Origin of the sequence: Wolbachia endosymbiont of Trichogramma kaykai (assembly GCF_045765165.1) — a bacterium.
GTDB lineage: Bacteria > Pseudomonadota > Alphaproteobacteria > Rickettsiales > Anaplasmataceae > Wolbachia.
Map to the genome: position 1 here is coordinate 77,269 of NZ_JBJJXK010000002.1, position 15,274 is coordinate 92,542.

Here is a 15,274-nt window from a genome sequence, read left to right on the forward strand (position 1 = left end):
TACTGAAAGTTTTATACATTCTGAAAATACCTTGATAATTCGTGTGAATGTGAACCTGAGTGGTTTCAAGACTTAAATAGTTGTTGTAAACTTGCTTTTATTATCTTTTAGTTTGAGAAATTAAAAATTTAACGATGAGAATTATAATTACAGACCAAAGTAAAAAGTAGGCTTTTCCATTTGATTTATTTTTCACCTGTAATTTTTTGTCAGCTATTAGGTTTAATTTTTCTATAAGGCTAAATATTCCTTGGATTGTTTTGATGGGATAAGAGATTTTAATTTTTTCCCTATACCCTATTTTACTTTCATGTTGACTGTTTATCCATGTTTCAACTACTTTCCACATATTGATTTCTGGATAGACTTTCCTACATGTTCCTTCTAATAAAATCATAGTTTTCTGCAGCAATAACAATTGTGTTTGAACTTTCATATCAAAATCACCAGTGATTTTTAATAGCTGAGTAAGTAATCGAGCAAATGAAATCTTCTGTATAGGCTGTCCAACAATGGGCTCACCTATTGCTCTGCAAGCTGTAACAAAATTTCTATGCTGTGATGGAACATAACCGGCTCTAAAGTGCATTTTTGCAATGTGATCATAATCCCTATTTAAAAAGCCTTTGAGTATCTCTATAACGTAATAGCATGTCTCACGATCTATTCTACCCATGATTCCACAATCCAGGGCAATAATATTGTTATTACTATCGATCATTAAATTTCCAGGATGCATATCAGCATGAAAAAAACAATCCCTATATACCTGATTACAAAAAGATTCTATAAGCTTGATAGCTATTTGCTTTCGGTTATTCAGCTTTTCAACTTCGTATATTGGTATAGCTTCCATCCATTCTAATGTTAAAACCTTTTTTGAAGTTCTACTCCAATCTATTTCAGGTACGTAGAAATCTCTGTCATGTTTAGTATTTTCCTTCAGTTCCGAAGAGTGGGCAGCCTCAAAACGTAGATCTAACTCTAATCGGCAAATTTCAGCAAAAGTTTTGACTAATTCAACTGGCTTCAGCCTTTTTGATTGTTCACTAAATTTTTCTGCAATTTCTGCAAGCCAAGAAAGCATTTTTATATCCCTTGAGAATGTTTTCTCAATATTTGGCCTTAAAACCTTTACAGCAACTTCCTTACCTGCAGTCGTAACTGCTCTATGCACTTGAGAAATTGATGCTGCTGCAATTGGCTTTTCAGAAAAACTTGAAAAAATGTCGCTTAATTTACAATTAAACTCACTTTCTATAGTTTTAACTGCTATTTTATAGGAAAATGATGGCAATCTATCACATATCAATAGCAAGTTATTTGTTATGTCCTCATTTAAAATATCAGTGCGTGATGAAATGGATTGCCCAAATTTAATGAACACCGGACCTAATCTTTCAAGAGCACGCTTTAGTTTATGACCTTGTATTTTATTTATTGATTTTTTTGATGGTGGAAGTAAATAAGGTAACACATTGTAGCGTGTTAGCACTGTAGTTATTTGCAGAAGACGTAGAATATTTTGAATCATTTCGCTGCGTAGCTGCCAAATATTTCATTTATCTCCATAATCTCATCAGGTTTACCTTGATAATAGATAGTATTATTTATGCAAATTACATAATCTGAGGACGTTAGAGCAGAGTTAAGGTCATGAGAAGTCATGAGAATCGATACTGATCGTTCTTTTGCGATCTTATTTATAATATCATAAAATTTAGCTCGTGCGTCAATATCCATTGCACTGACTGGCTCATCTAAAATGATCAAATCAGATTCTGAAATTAAACAGCGTGCAAGCAGCAGTAATTGTGTTTGTCCTGCAGAGATTTCTAATACTTGATTTTTTAGGATGTTACCGATACCAACCAATTCTATTGCTTCTGTAACAATGGTTTGATTTTTCTTCAATTTCTTCGAGGAGCTATTGAAAAGGAAATACTCAACTGTTATTGGCATCAAATTACCAATACTAAAATTGTGTGGCATATAGCTAATTTTTATATTGTCAGCGAATACAATACTGCCAATAAAACCTTTATTTATACCAGCAACTGCTTTCACTAAAGAGGTTTTACCTCCGCCATTTGGACCAAGTATTGTAACTATATCTCCTCTTTGTACTGATATGTTGATGTTATCAAGAACTTTTTTATTACCGTATGAAAGAGTAAGGTTTTCTATTTTTAGAATGCAGTTATTGACACTACTTAGTTTTTTGGCAAAAATTGACTTCTTCTCAACATTTATATGAGACATTTACTGTTTTTTTTTCTATTACTTTTATTTACATTATACTACAATAGTGCCTTTTCATCCAATTTAAAAATTGTAGCTACAACCAAACCTATACACTCACTTGTAGCTTCTGTTACAGATGGAATTTCAAAGCCAGAACTACTAATGTACGAAGTAGTGTCTGAACATAACTACATGCTCAGGCCTTCAGACGCAAGTAAATTAGAATCTAGTAATATTATATTTTATATCGACGATTCTTTGGAAACATTCATTAAAACTTTCGCTAAAGAAAATAAGAAGTTAATACCGCTATCAAGTGCAATCGATCTACTTCCTGCTCGACCACATTCATTTTCTAGTCACATTCAAGATGAAAAAGATTTGCATATTTGGCTGAGTCCTGAAAATGCAAAAAGTATGATACTTTCTATCAGTGCAACATTATCTAATATAGATAAAGAAAATGCCTATCGATACAATAATAACGCAGAGGAGGCTATAAGAAAGATAGATCAAGAAGTAGAAAAAATTACGAAAGAATTGGATGAGTTAAAAAATCAAAAATATATAGTTACTCACGATGCTTATCAATATTTCGAAAAATATTTCGATTTAAGTTACCCAAGCGCCATTCTTTCTATAGAAGAAGATTCTTACATAGGTATGAAGAGTTTAATGAAATTAAAAAAGGTAATGAAAGAGGAAAACGTTAAATGTATTGTTTCTCATTCACGAGAGGATAGCATAAAGCCTAATGTCTTTTCTAGTGACGTAAAAATGGTGATTCTTGATCCTGTTGGATCAGATGTAGAGCCTGGAAAGGATGCATATCTAGATATAATCAGCAGCATTGCACAAAATTTCAAGTCTTGTTTCACTGAGCAATGAGTTCTTTTATCTATTCAGATAGCATTGCAAACTTAGTGCTTTCTATTCCAATCACAACTATACCGACATTATCTACCAGAAGTGTATCATCCCAGTCTGGGATTCAGTTAAGTTGGTAATTATAAAAATATTATGTTAAAGGGCAACGTTCTTGATGAGATTAGGGCAAGCCAATGTCAGCTACTTGAATGACACCATTTGCTATGCCCTCAAAAATGAATGCTCGTACAGCTGTGTGCCAGCTACTTGCATCTGCTGTTTTTACTCATAATTATCTTGCCTGAACGAACTTAATTTCAAGTAGTTAATTATAGAAATAATCGTATAAAAAAAAGAAGATAACCAATATCTTCTTTTACTCTAATTAAAAAGACATTGAATTGTAATTGTCTATTTCATCTGGTATAAGCGATAATTTTATGCTCTCAAAACGGATATTACTTGCAATATCTGTTAACTGTTCACTAAGTATTACTTTTCTGGTGAATGGTGTTCAGGAGCTTTTAATTTTCTATTACAGTCAGCCTTACACCAAGATCTATTAATTTTTGTCAATAAATCATTACCCTCGTATTTATTTTCACACTGTCTGTGGCACAAATTAAGTAAATCAACACCATGCATTGTCAATGAAGCAGAATCTTGTATAAATTTTACCATAATATACTCCTTAATCTTATTATATCTATATTAACATATAAATGTGAATATTATGCTGATATAGTTACTTTTTATGGCAAGTGGTTTTTGGTTATTTTCTAAACTTTCTTTATAAAAACCATAGGAGCCTATTGGTTTTTAGCTAAAGTAAAGATCAAGTATCTGGCATTCTGGACATAAAATCCTCCTGTGTAAAAAAAAAGATTAGAAAAAAAAAAGTGTGGCGCACATAAGACAGAGATTAAGTATGTGTGTGCACCCACGTACGCTGAAGAAGATACGCCACATTTTTTAATGAAAAAAAAGTCTGCGGATAAAGATAGACTTTGAGCTCTCGGAACATGGTTATAGTCAGATTTAAAATATGCGCAAGCAATTTTTTCTGTAAAAGTTTAACAAAAGAATTCAAAAGTTTGTGAACAACCTCTAAGTATATGGTCACAGAGTGTGATGGTATGTAGACTATCTGGATCATTTAAAGTGTCAGATCAAGTCTTATTTAACAAATTGAAGAACTAAGTTGTTGATAACTGACCTTTAATTTTTATAGGGGCACTTTCGACTTCTTTAGTAAGAACATACTATAAGAAATACAATTATGTGCATTTATACATAATACTGTGGGTAATTTTTTTAAATAAAAAGAAGTAGCCTAGCTAGTACCTTTAGTGTACATGAAAAAAAAAAGTAAATTTATACTAAAACTTCTACACTTGCCAAGCTTTCTAGTGACTCTTTTCTATTTAAGCAATAAGAAGCAAGATCAGGACAAAAACGCTACCATCTTCAGCCCTTATTCAGGTTGCTCAATCCCCGTAACTTGTACAAGTTACCGTAATCTTTCAAAACCTCAAACAGACTTTCTCTAATGCAAAATAGTATAACTAGTGAGCAACAAGCTACACCCCTTTTAGCTGTAAGCTTTGCATGGTAATATACTTACTTTAATTTTTCTTCTTTAAATAATACGTGTCTTCTGACCACTGGGTCATACTTTCTAAACTCGAGCTTCTTGGGAAGGTTCTTAGGATTACGTTTTTTTACACAAAAATAGCCTGTTAGTTTCTCTTCTCCAGCTTTTGTTGTTTTGGTTGCGGTGCTAACTAGCTTGACAAGGAAAGAAGCATTTTTTTTCGCCATAATTGTAGTGATATAATAAATTCTATGCAAGCTTAGAACGCAAAACACTGAAAGTCAACCCAATAATGCAGATCGCAAAATTCTTGACAATCAATAATACATTAAGTAGTATAAGAACGTTTCAGAATGAAGAGCAGACGGTAAATAAGTGGCGAGTGATGGCAAAAGGTTATTATTGATAGAAAGTACTACCTGTTCTAACGAGGTAAGGGTTGCCCTACTAGTTAATGGTAGGGTTGTAGAGTTTGAACAAGAATTCAAGGAAAAAAGACAACTGAGAGGTAATATATACGTTGCTTATGTAAAGCGTATAGAGCCTGCTTTGCAGGCCGTGTTCATTGAGTATGGAAAAAATAAGCAAGGTTTTTTGTCTTTTTCTGAGATATCTCTAAATTACTTTAATATTCCAGAAAAAGAGAAGGAAATTTTCCCTGACGAAGGCTATTCGAGCGGTGTGGACTGTTTAAATGATAATTGCACAGAAGAAGGCCTAGATTCTACAGCTAGTAATGAATCTAGCAGTGGTTTTGTGAGGGAGGTACCTTTACATAGAAAATATAAGTTACAAGATGTGATTTCAGTAAATCAAAAGTTATTGGTTCAATTAACTAAAGAAGAACGAGGAAATAAAGGAGCTTCATTTACAACATACGTAACTTTGGTCGGTAGATACTGTGTTTTCATGCCCAATTCCATAAGTAGGGGTGGAGTATCTCGCAGAATTGAAGATACCAACGTTAGAAAACAGTTAAAGGATATATTAAATTCAATAAATTTACCAAAAGGCTCAGGTTTAATAGTAAGAACTGTTGGTGCAGGAAAAAGTAAGAAAGAAATTGAGCAAGATTACGATAATTTGGCCTTATTATGGCAAGATATTCAGCAAAACTTCTCTTCTTTAAATGTTCCATCATTAATTTACAACGAAGCAGATGTAGTTATGAGATCTGTACGTGACTTTTGTAGTAATGATACAGAAATTATAGTGTCTGATAGAGAAGTTTGTGAAGCAGTAAGAAAATACACTAAAAATGTGTTACAAGGAAGATTACGTCCTAGATTATATAGAGGTTCTGTTCCAATCTTTACTTACTATCGAGTCGAAGATCAAATTTCTGAATTATATAGCAATAGGGTAGAATTACCATCTGGTGGGTCTTTGGTGATAACCTTAACTGAGGCATTTGTTTCAATAGACGTAAATTCAGGGAAAATGACAGGAGAAGATAACATAGAAGAAACAGCTTATAGAACTAATATGGAGGCATTATCTGAAATATCAAGGCAAGCGAATCTCAGGGGCTTGTCAGGGTTAATAGTTGTTGATTTTATTGACATGTTGAAACTTGAGTATTGCAAAAATGTTGAATTTGCTATCAAGCAGGCGTTTAAAGATGATAGAGCTAAAGTTCAATTTAGCTTTATCAATGACTTTGGTTTAATGGTCTTTTCAAGACAAAGAATTAAACCAAATATACAGGAAATTAATACTACAGAGTGCTCACGATGTAAAGGTATTGGAAGAGTGAAATCAAACGAAGTGGTTGTTGCATCGATACTAAGGGATTTGCAACATATTGCTAATAAAAATCAAAATAAGTCCTTTGATTTAATAGCACGCAGTACAGTTATAGCGCACATTTTTAATAATAAGCGTGATATGGTTTCTACAATCGAAAAAGAGTTCAATGTTACATTAAATGTTAGTATTGATAATAGTTTAGATGCAGATACATTTATTTTAAAGCAAGGAGACCATATTAATTTTAATGATTATAAGCCATTGCAGAATTCTGGATGTCAAATTGTGAATAGCAGGGATAAAGAAGCTGGTAGTTCAGATAAACTACCGGGCAACTTTTGGTTAACTAAATGGCTTTCGCGCCTTTTGGGCTCTAACAACTAAACTGGACTTGTAATTAACGAGTTTTATACTTATATACTTTACATCAGTAATATTTAAAAGGGAGTATTCATTATGGGAAGAGCAATAGGTATAGATCTTGGAACAACAAATTCTTGTGTTGCAATAATGCAAGGCAAGGATGGAAAAGTAATCGAGAATAAAGAAGGGGCAAGAACTACTCCGTCTATGGTTGCATTTACTGCATCTGGAGAAAGGTTGATTGGTGCTCCAGCAAAAAGGCAAGCAACTACCAATGCAAATAATACTTTTTTTGCAACTAAGAGATTGATAGGTCGCCAATATAGCGATCCTGAAATGAAGAATCTAGGTGTACCGTATAAGGTATTTGCAGCAAAAAATGGTGATGCATGGGTTAAAACAACTGATAGTAAAGAATACTCTCCTAGTCAAATTGGTGCATTTATACTACAAAACCTGAAAGAAGCAGCTGAGGCTTATCTTGGGGAAGAAGTAAAGGATGCTGTGATAACAGTGCCGGCGTACTTCAATGATTCTCAACGTCAAGCAACAAAAGATGCAGGAAAAATTGCTGGATTAAATGTCCTCAGAATAATTAACGAACCAACTGCTGCAGCACTTGCTTATGGTCTTGATAAAAAGCACGGACACACAATAGTGGTGTATGATCTTGGTGGTGGTACATTTGATGTTTCAGTTCTTGAAATAGGTGACGGAGTTTTTGAAGTAAAGGCTACAAATGGTGATACTCACCTTGGAGGGGAAGACTTCGATAATGAAGTGGTAAATTATTTGCTGGGTGAGTTCAAGAAAAGTAATGGCATTGATTTGAAAAACGATCCAATGGCTATGCAAAGAATCAAAGAAGCTGCAGAAAAAGCAAAGGTAGAGTTGTCAAGTGCAATGGAAACGGAAGTAAATCTACCTTTTGTTACAGCTGATGCAAGTGGCCCAAAACACTTAAATATGAAGCTAACAAGAGCAAAGCTTGAAAGTTTAGTGAATGATTTAATTGAAAGGACTATAATTCCTTGCAAAAAAGCTCTTGAGGATGCTGGTTTATCTGCTAGTCAAATTGGTGAAGTAGTTCTTGTTGGTGGCATGACTCGTATGCCAAAAGTCATAGAGAAAGTTAAAGAGTTCTTTGGCAAAGATCCACATAGAGGGGTTAACCCTGATGAAGTTGTAGCAATTGGAGCTGCAATACAGGCGGGAATCATTCAAGGTGATGTAAGAGATGTTTTACTACTTGACGTAACTCCACTTTCTCTTGGTATTGAAACTCTAGGGGGAGTGTTCACTCCGCTTATTGAACGTAATACTACTATTCCTACTAAAAAGTCTCAGGTATTTTCAACTGCAGATGATAACCAAACAGCTGTTACAATTAAGGTGCATCAAGGTGAAAGAAAATTGGCGGTTGATAATAAACTACTTGGTCAGTTTAGTTTAGAAGGAATACCACCTTCTCCTCGCGGGGTTCCTCAAATTGAGGTGACGTTTGATATAGATGCAAATGGAATAGCGCATGTTTCTGCAAAGGATAAAGCTACTGGAAAAGAGCAAAAAATACGTATTCAGTCTTCAGGTGGTTTATCGGAGGATGAAATAAATCGGATGGTAAGAGAAGCTGAGGAAAAAGCACAGGAAGATGAAAAGCGTAAGAAATTTATTGAAGTGAAGAATCAAGCGGATAGTTTAGTTCATTCTACAGAAAAATCTCTGACAGAATATGGTAATAAAATTTCTCCAGAAGATAAATCTGCTATTGAAAATGCAGTTAATGAGTTAAAGGAAGTGAGTAAATCTGACAACGTTGATGATGCTGATTCAATACAACAGAAAGTTACTAACCTCTCTCAGTTATCTATGAAACTTGGAGAAGCTATGTATAAGGAATCTCAACAACAAGGTGGAGAAAGCTCGTCTACAACAAATAATGAGGAAGAAAAAGTAGTAGATTCTGATTATCAAGACATGGATAATAAAGAGAAAAATAAGTAATTGTGATTGCTGTATCACTCTTCTTGTCATCTCAGTTTTTGAAGCTCGAATGACAAGAGGAAGACTATACTGTATTGTTGCTTAAAGGAGCTATTGTGGATATTACTAAGACAATAGAAGAAAAATTACGCGATTCAATAGGTGTAATTGATATTAATATTATCGATGAATCAGCAAAGCATGTAGATCATTATTTTTCTTCTTCTTCGACACTACCTTCACATATCAAATTAGTATTAATATCTAACGACTTTTCTGGAATGAGCTCTTTAAAGAGGCATAAATTGATCTATGAATTATTAAAGAGTGAAATAGAACGAGTACATGCGATTTCTCTTAACTTATATACGCAAAGTGAATATAATTTAAAAAAATAAGTGGTAGAAACATGAGAGAAGAGTCTTTATTAGTTAAAGCAGGAAGAAAATTTAATGACTATAAAGGGTCGATGAATCCACCAGTTTATCATTCTTCTACCATATTATTTCCTACTTACAAGGATTACTTAAGTGCAGCGGATGGGGAGAGTATATATGATGTGATCAATGATGGTGTTGCAAGGGATTACAGCTATAGTAATGTTGGTACGCCTACTGTTCATTATTTTTCAAATGCACTGGCTGAAATTGAGGGTAGGGGACGAGCACTCATCTACCCTTCTGGATTATTTGCAATTACTTTTGCTATTTTGACTTTCACTAAAGCAGGTTCACATGTCCTGATACAAGATAATAGTTATTATAGGCTAAAGAGATTTGCTGAAAATGAACTACCAAAAAGAGGAGTAGAAGTAACTTTTTATAATCCTACACAGGATATAACTGATTTAGTTCAGAGTAATACTTCACTCATCATGATTGAGACTCCTGGCTCTATAACGTTTGAGATTTCAAATATAGAGCATATAGTAAAAGTTGCTAAAGAACGTGGAATCGTAACCGTTTGTGACAATTCATGGGCCACTCCTTTGTTGTTTAAGCCGCTTGATTATGGAATTGATATTTCACTATATGCGGTGACAAAGTATCTAGCTGGTCACTCAGATTTAGTGATGGGAGCTGTGGTTGCTGAAGGTGAAACTTTTAAATTGCTTTATGAGAGCCATAAAAATTATGGAGTCACCATTCAATCGCATGACTGTTACCTTGCACACAGGGGACTTAGAACACTGCAAACACGCATGAGGAAGCATCAAAGTACAGCAATGCAAGTGGCAAAATGGCTGGAAAAACATCCAAAAATCAAAAGAGTTTTGTATCCAGCGCTTCCCTCCCATCCTCAACATGAATTATGGAAAAGTTATTTCAAAGGGGCAAGTAGCGTATTTAGTATAGTACTCGATAGAGAATATTCATGTGAAGAACTAGGCTGCATGGTTGATCAAATGAAAATTTTCGGCATCGGTGCTTCTTGGGGAGGATGTGACAGTTTGATATTACCAATAGACCATAGATCTACTTCAAGATCTGTAATGAATTCAGATTATGGTGGAAGTTTTGTGCGAATATTTTTCGGACTAGAAGATCCTGAAGATTTGATTTTTGACTTGAATACTGCATTAGTAAGACTGCCATGTTCAAGTGTTAAAGATGATTGTGAGACTGAAAGAGCTACTGCATAATATTGTAAATGCTGACTTTGACATTGAAATCAAAGGCGTCACATGTAATCCTAAGAGAGTTAAAGAAGGTTACCTTTTTGTTTGTGTGTCAGAAAGGAGTAAAGAACACGTAACATGTCTTCCTAGTGGATGTGTACACAACTGTGTAGAACCTGTAATACAAGGGGCCAAGAAAGATGTCATCCCAGTGCTCAGACACTGGGATCCAGAAAATTTAATTGTAAACAAGAATACTAGACAATTGTATAATGAAAACTGGATTCCAGTGTCAAGAACTGGAATGACAAGTACTCCAAGTTTTGCAGTGCTTTACCACTCGGAACCTCAAGGAATATACAGTAAAATAGTCAGCAGGTTTTATCAATTCAAACAACCTAAATATGTTGCTGCTGTAACTGGTACGAATGGTAAAACTTCAGTGGTGGAATTTTGTCGCCAGATTTGGCAAGATAATGCAGCGTCTATAGGAACACTGGGAACATGTGTCAATAATAATAGAAAAGATAATAGCCTTACAACACCAAGTGCAGATGATCTTTATTCCACATTGCGTGACATAAATAATAAGAACGTAGAACACTTAGCATTAGAAGCTTCAAGTCATGGAATCGATCAATATAGAATCCATGGACTCAGGCTCAATGCTGCAGCTTTTACTAATTTTTCTCAAGATCATTTGGACTATCACAAAAGTATCGATGAGTATTTTGAGGCCAAGAAAAGGTTGTTTGATGAGGTATTGCCAAAAGAAAAAACAGCGATTTTAAATGCAGATATAGGCGAATATGGAGAGTTGCTCAACATAGCTGAAAAGCGTGGCAACAAAGTTATAACCTATGGAAAAAAAAACTCTGACATTACTTTATTAAAGCAGATACCCACTTCCAATGGTCAATACCTAACAATTCAAATCGGTGATGAAATTTATAACGCATTTTTTCCGATTTTTGGGCAATTTCAAGCATATAATTTATTGTGTGCAATCGGTATAGTTATTTCATCGGGTATGGACTATCAAAGAATGTGTATAGATAAACTCGCTTCTCCACCTGGAAGAATGGAAAAAGTGAACACTTTTGCATTTGTCGATTACGCTCATACTCCAAGTGCACTCAAACAAGCTCTGTTGTCTTTAAAACGGCACTTCAATAAAAAGATAGTTCTAGTGTTCGGTTGTGGAGGGAATCGTGATCAAACAAAACGTGCAGAGATGGGTAAAATAGCACAAATGCTTGCAGGTAAAGTTATAGTCACAGATGACAATCCGCGTGATGAAGATCCGGGGAAAATTCGTCACGATATTTTGTTACATTGCCCTGATGCACTGGAGATAGGAGATAGAAAAAAAGCTATAGAGAAAGGTATAAATATAGCACATGATGAAAATATGATTCTGCTAGTTGCAGGAAAAGGACATGAAAGATTCCAAATAATAGAAGGCCAATCCCTTGAATTTAGTGATGTTGAAGTTATTAGAGAGGGCCAAAAATTTGCTACTGCTGTTTTGCTCTCTCCTTCATCCAACTCCTGAATGGCTTTTTCCTTAAGTCATAACTGTACGCTGCTGGCATTTTTACCTTCTTGTTATACTAAAAACTATCTTATCTTGTTCCTACTATTATGAGAAGAGCTATACAAGGATATGGAAGTGGAGATTGTGGTTACAAGATTAGTGAGAGAATATAGAAAAATTGAGGATGAAATATTGTGTGATATAGTTCATTATATCTAAAATTCTGTCAATTTATTTGCACAGTCAGTCACTTGAGAATTCGGAAATTGATTTTTAAACCAAGTGTACTGGCGTTTTGCATAATGCCTTGTGTTTGTTTGAGCAATCTGTATTACTTCGTCTAAAGTAATCTCCCCTTTTAAGTATCTTATAATTTCTGGTACTCCATGTGCTTTCATAGCTGGCAAATGTGGAGATGGGTTCATGCTAAGTAGGTTTTTTACTTCATCAATTGCTCCATTTTCAACCATTTCAATAAAACGAGAATTTATTTTTCGGTATATATCCTCACGTTTAGGTAGAATTGTATATACCTTAAAATTATTGAACAAAGGAGGCTGTCTATTTTTTTGCCATACAAAGATTGTCTTGCCAGTTTCAGTGATAACTTCAAGTGCTCTTGAGAGGCGATGTGAGTCATTAATAAATATTTTACCTTGAATCCTTGGATCTTTGCTTAGCACTAATTTGTAGAATTCCTCTTTACTTAAATTTTTCCTAAGTTCATTTACGTTTTCTCTCACTTCCTGGCTTATTTGTGGAATCGATGATAATCCCTTGATTAAGCTGCTAATGTAAAGCCCACTTCCTCCAGTGATGATGGGTATTCGTGAATTTTTCAGCGCGTTGTTAACTTCCCTCTTTAAATCCTCTAGCCATAAACCTACGGAATAATTTTCTCTTGCTGAAACATAACCGTATAGCCTATAAAATTCTTCCTGCTTTGGTGGTTGAGCAGTAATTACGGGAATCTCTCTGTATACCTGCTTTGAGTCACAGTTTATTATGCTAATGTTTTTATACTTTTTTATCAAGTTATCGCATAATTCTGATTTACCTGAGGCTGTAATTCCTGTAATAATTACTATATTATCTTTCATTTATATTAATTTAACTAACCTATGATAGGGTGTAGTAAAAATTTGGATTCTACAATCTAAAATTTGGAGACTTTTATGGCAGAAAATGATAACGATAGCTCGTTTACTAAGCGTTTTACAAATAGGGCTTCTAATGAGACAAGAGGAGGTTTTTCCAGTAAGTATTCATCTCAAAATACCAAAGAACATGCACTTGGAGCAAAAGGAAAAATTTCTGAATTGGCAAACAAAAAAGCTGAAGCCAAGGAAGCTTTTTCTGAAAGTGGCGGCATAAAGAGTAAAAGCAGAACTATCAACGAAAGATCCTTTGCTGATGTAACAAGAAGAAGTAGATCAGATCTCGTATATCTAGTTCGTGGTAAAGATCGAGGAAGATCAGCTTGGCACTATGCATTAATTGATAAAGATAAAAGAGAAATGTTTCTGGCAAAAAGTAGAACTGGCTCTATAGATATTGCAGATTATGGAGAGATTTTATATTCAGGATGGGGAGATAATCCACCACAGACGATAGTCGATAAAATCAATGAGGAGTTCGGATTGTAGTAAATCTGTTGTAAAAACGAGCAGTTGCTAATAAAACTTACTGTAAGTATACAACAGATGCGTGCTAGCCATTTCGGTATCTTGATTGCTACCATATAGCGAGATAAAGGTAAACCTAGAGCTATTGTAGACATGATTTAGTTATATGGTGTTTGAAGTAATAGATGCAATAAAAAATAATTTGTTAGCATGCTTTCCAACAGAGACAGTATATGCTCTTTCTTGTAATGCGCTAGGTAACGAATCAATAGAAAAAATATACCGAATAAAAAAGCGTTATCAAAACAAGCCGCTCTCTATATTTGTTAGTAATATTGATAGTTTGATAAGTATAGCAAGGGTAAAGCAAGAGTATATCGATTTAATAAACTATTTTTCTCCTGGACCAGTGACCTATATTTTACCACTTCAAGATAACAGTATGTTACCAAATGAGTTCTTTAAAGATAGTATAGGCATAAGAATTCCTGATCATCCTATTGTGATTTCAATATTAAATGAACTAAAAACTCCAGTAGTTGCAACTAGTATTAACATTTCAGGAGAAAAAAGTATATGCAAAGCAAGAGATATACCTCAGTCTATTAAGCAGCACTTATCTGCAGTAATTGAAGATGATGAATTAGTTTCTGGTATAGAATCTACTATTATCGACTTAACTGGAGAGAAGATTCAAGTTTTAAGAAAAGGTAAAATTTCATTACAAACAATAAATAACAAATTTTCAAACTAAGATCTATAGGAGAAAGAATGAAAAAGGTGATAGGCCACAACCAAGCAAAAAAAAAGATAATGAACAACTTGCCTATTCTATCTTGGCTGATCTGTGGTAAAAAAGGTATAGGAAAAGCAACATTCGCAAAATCCTTTTCTAATTGGTTTCTTATAAAAAATTACGATGAAGTAGCATTAGACTTACACATTGTTGAAGGTGATACAATAGGAATGGAAAAGGTGAGAGAAATGAAAAACTTTTTGCACTTAAGCCCCATTCAATCAGAATATAAAATAGCTATAATAGATAGCTTAGAGTCAATGACTAATAACGCTAAAAATGCAATATTAAAAATACTAGAGGAGCCGCCACAAAATTCTAAAATACTTATAATTAGCCATAAACCATATGATATACAAACCACCATCCGGTGTAGGTGTTTTCAGCTGAATTTACTTCCATTAACTTACGATGAAACAAAGCAGGTTGTTTCATCTCAGTGTAAATCCGACACTAAAATATTTAGTGAGATCATTACTTTGTTTCCTGGAACTCCGGGACTAATAATAAATGCAATAAACAGTGGTGCTTATGAGTCACATAAGAATTTTTATACATTTTTCCGTAATCTAAATAATTCTGATATAGTTAATAAAATAATTAATAGTGAGATTGAGCTAGAACTAGCATCACATATAATTCAAACCTCCATTTTAGAAAGTATAAAGAAAGAAGTAAATAATGTTGAAATTCTACTAAGTCAATGGAAAGAAATAGATGAACTTTTCGTTGCTGCAAAGCAATTTCGCTTAGATAAAAAGCATGTTTTAGCTAATGTAGTTAACATCATGACACAAAAATGTAATACTTTTAACATAAATTTATGATAAAATTCTGCTAATTTAATACTGAAAGTATATAACTTGAATGATAATAAATTAACTGTATGGTAATCAAT

The 15,274-nt window shown here is 33.9% G+C and carries 14 protein-coding genes; 9 read left to right on the forward strand and 5 right to left on the reverse strand.

Features of this window, described 5'->3' with window-relative positions:
• Positions 1–100: 100 nt before the first annotated feature.
• Together ubiB and wTKK_RS01265 are read right to left on the reverse strand one after the other, a co-directional pair.
• Positions 101–1,534: a 2-polyprenylphenol 6-hydroxylase gene (gene ubiB / locus wTKK_RS01260; RefSeq protein ID WP_407511634.1), complete on the reverse strand. Its 1,434-nt coding sequence runs from the start codon at positions 1,532–1,534 to the stop codon at positions 101–103.
• Entirely contained in the window at positions 1,531–2,262 is a 732-nt protein-coding gene (locus wTKK_RS01265) for a metal ABC transporter ATP-binding protein (RefSeq protein ID WP_407511635.1), read from the reverse strand. Before wTKK_RS01265 ends, ubiB begins: the two co-directional genes overlap by 4 nt.
• Between wTKK_RS01265 and wTKK_RS01270 the strand changes: the two genes are divergently transcribed.
• Positions 2,254–3,132, forward strand: coding sequence for a zinc ABC transporter substrate-binding protein (locus wTKK_RS01270; RefSeq protein WP_407511636.1), 879 nt, complete (start codon positions 2,254–2,256; stop codon positions 3,130–3,132). The two genes, wTKK_RS01265 and wTKK_RS01270, sit on opposite strands and share 9 nt — an antisense overlap.
• A 471-nt stretch (positions 3,133–3,603) precedes the next feature.
• On the opposite strand, the gene wTKK_RS01275 is transcribed toward wTKK_RS01270, so the two are convergent.
• Positions 3,604–3,792 carry a hypothetical protein gene (locus wTKK_RS01275; protein ID WP_407511637.1) on the reverse strand — a complete coding sequence of 63 codons (189 nt, stop codon included), beginning with the start codon at positions 3,790–3,792 and terminating at the stop codon, positions 3,604–3,606.
• 939 nt (positions 3,793–4,731) lie between these two features.
• Entirely contained in the window at positions 4,732–4,932 is a 201-nt protein-coding gene (gene rpmG / locus wTKK_RS01280; protein ID WP_407511638.1) for a 50S ribosomal protein L33, read from the reverse strand.
• Positions 4,933–5,080: 148 nt separating this feature from the next.
• Here rpmG and wTKK_RS01285 point away from each other — a divergent pair, with 148 nt between their 5' ends.
• From wTKK_RS01285 to wTKK_RS01305, 5 genes are all read left to right on the forward strand, one after another.
• A complete protein-coding gene (locus wTKK_RS01285; protein ID WP_407511639.1) occupies positions 5,081–6,838 on the forward strand; it encodes an Rne/Rng family ribonuclease in 1,758 nt (585 codons plus the stop codon).
• Positions 6,839–6,910: 72 nt separating this feature from the next.
• A complete protein-coding gene (dnaK, locus tag wTKK_RS01290; protein WP_407511640.1) occupies positions 6,911–8,821 on the forward strand; it encodes a molecular chaperone DnaK in 1,911 nt (636 codons plus the stop codon).
• A gap of 95 nt (positions 8,822–8,916) precedes the next feature.
• Complete coding sequence (locus wTKK_RS01295) at positions 8,917–9,198, forward strand: BolA family protein (protein ID WP_407511641.1); 282 nt, start codon at positions 8,917–8,919, stop codon at positions 9,196–9,198.
• A gap of 11 nt (positions 9,199–9,209) precedes the next feature.
• Positions 9,210–10,442, forward strand: a complete 1,233-nt coding sequence (gene metC, locus wTKK_RS01300) for a cystathionine beta-lyase (RefSeq protein ID WP_407511642.1) — start codon at positions 9,210–9,212, stop codon at positions 10,440–10,442.
• Entirely contained in the window at positions 10,411–11,973 is a 1,563-nt protein-coding gene (locus wTKK_RS01305) for a Mur ligase family protein (RefSeq protein WP_407511732.1), read from the forward strand. Before metC ends, wTKK_RS01305 begins: the two co-directional genes overlap by 32 nt.
• A gap of 197 nt (positions 11,974–12,170) precedes the next feature.
• On the opposite strand, the gene miaA is transcribed toward wTKK_RS01305, so the two are convergent.
• Positions 12,171–13,055, reverse strand: coding sequence for a tRNA (adenosine(37)-N6)-dimethylallyltransferase MiaA (miaA, locus tag wTKK_RS01310; protein WP_407511643.1), 885 nt, complete (start codon positions 13,053–13,055; stop codon positions 12,171–12,173).
• A 75-nt stretch (positions 13,056–13,130) separates the two neighbouring features.
• Here miaA and wTKK_RS01315 point away from each other — a divergent pair, with 75 nt between their 5' ends.
• The 3 genes from wTKK_RS01315 (at position 13,131) to wTKK_RS01325 (ending at position 15,203) form a co-directional block, all read left to right on the forward strand.
• Positions 13,131–13,601: a hypothetical protein gene (locus tag wTKK_RS01315; RefSeq protein WP_407511644.1), complete on the forward strand. Its 471-nt coding sequence runs from the start codon at positions 13,131–13,133 to the stop codon at positions 13,599–13,601.
• A 145-nt stretch (positions 13,602–13,746) separates the two neighbouring features.
• The gene (locus wTKK_RS01320; RefSeq protein WP_407511645.1) at positions 13,747–14,334 is read left to right on the forward strand and encodes an L-threonylcarbamoyladenylate synthase; all 588 of its coding nucleotides are present in this window, start codon (positions 13,747–13,749) and stop codon (positions 14,332–14,334) included.
• Positions 14,335–14,351: 17 nt separating this feature from the next.
• Positions 14,352–15,203, forward strand: coding sequence for a DNA polymerase III subunit delta' (locus wTKK_RS01325; RefSeq protein WP_407511646.1), 852 nt, complete (start codon positions 14,352–14,354; stop codon positions 15,201–15,203).
• The last annotated feature ends 71 nt before the right edge of the window (positions 15,204–15,274 follow it).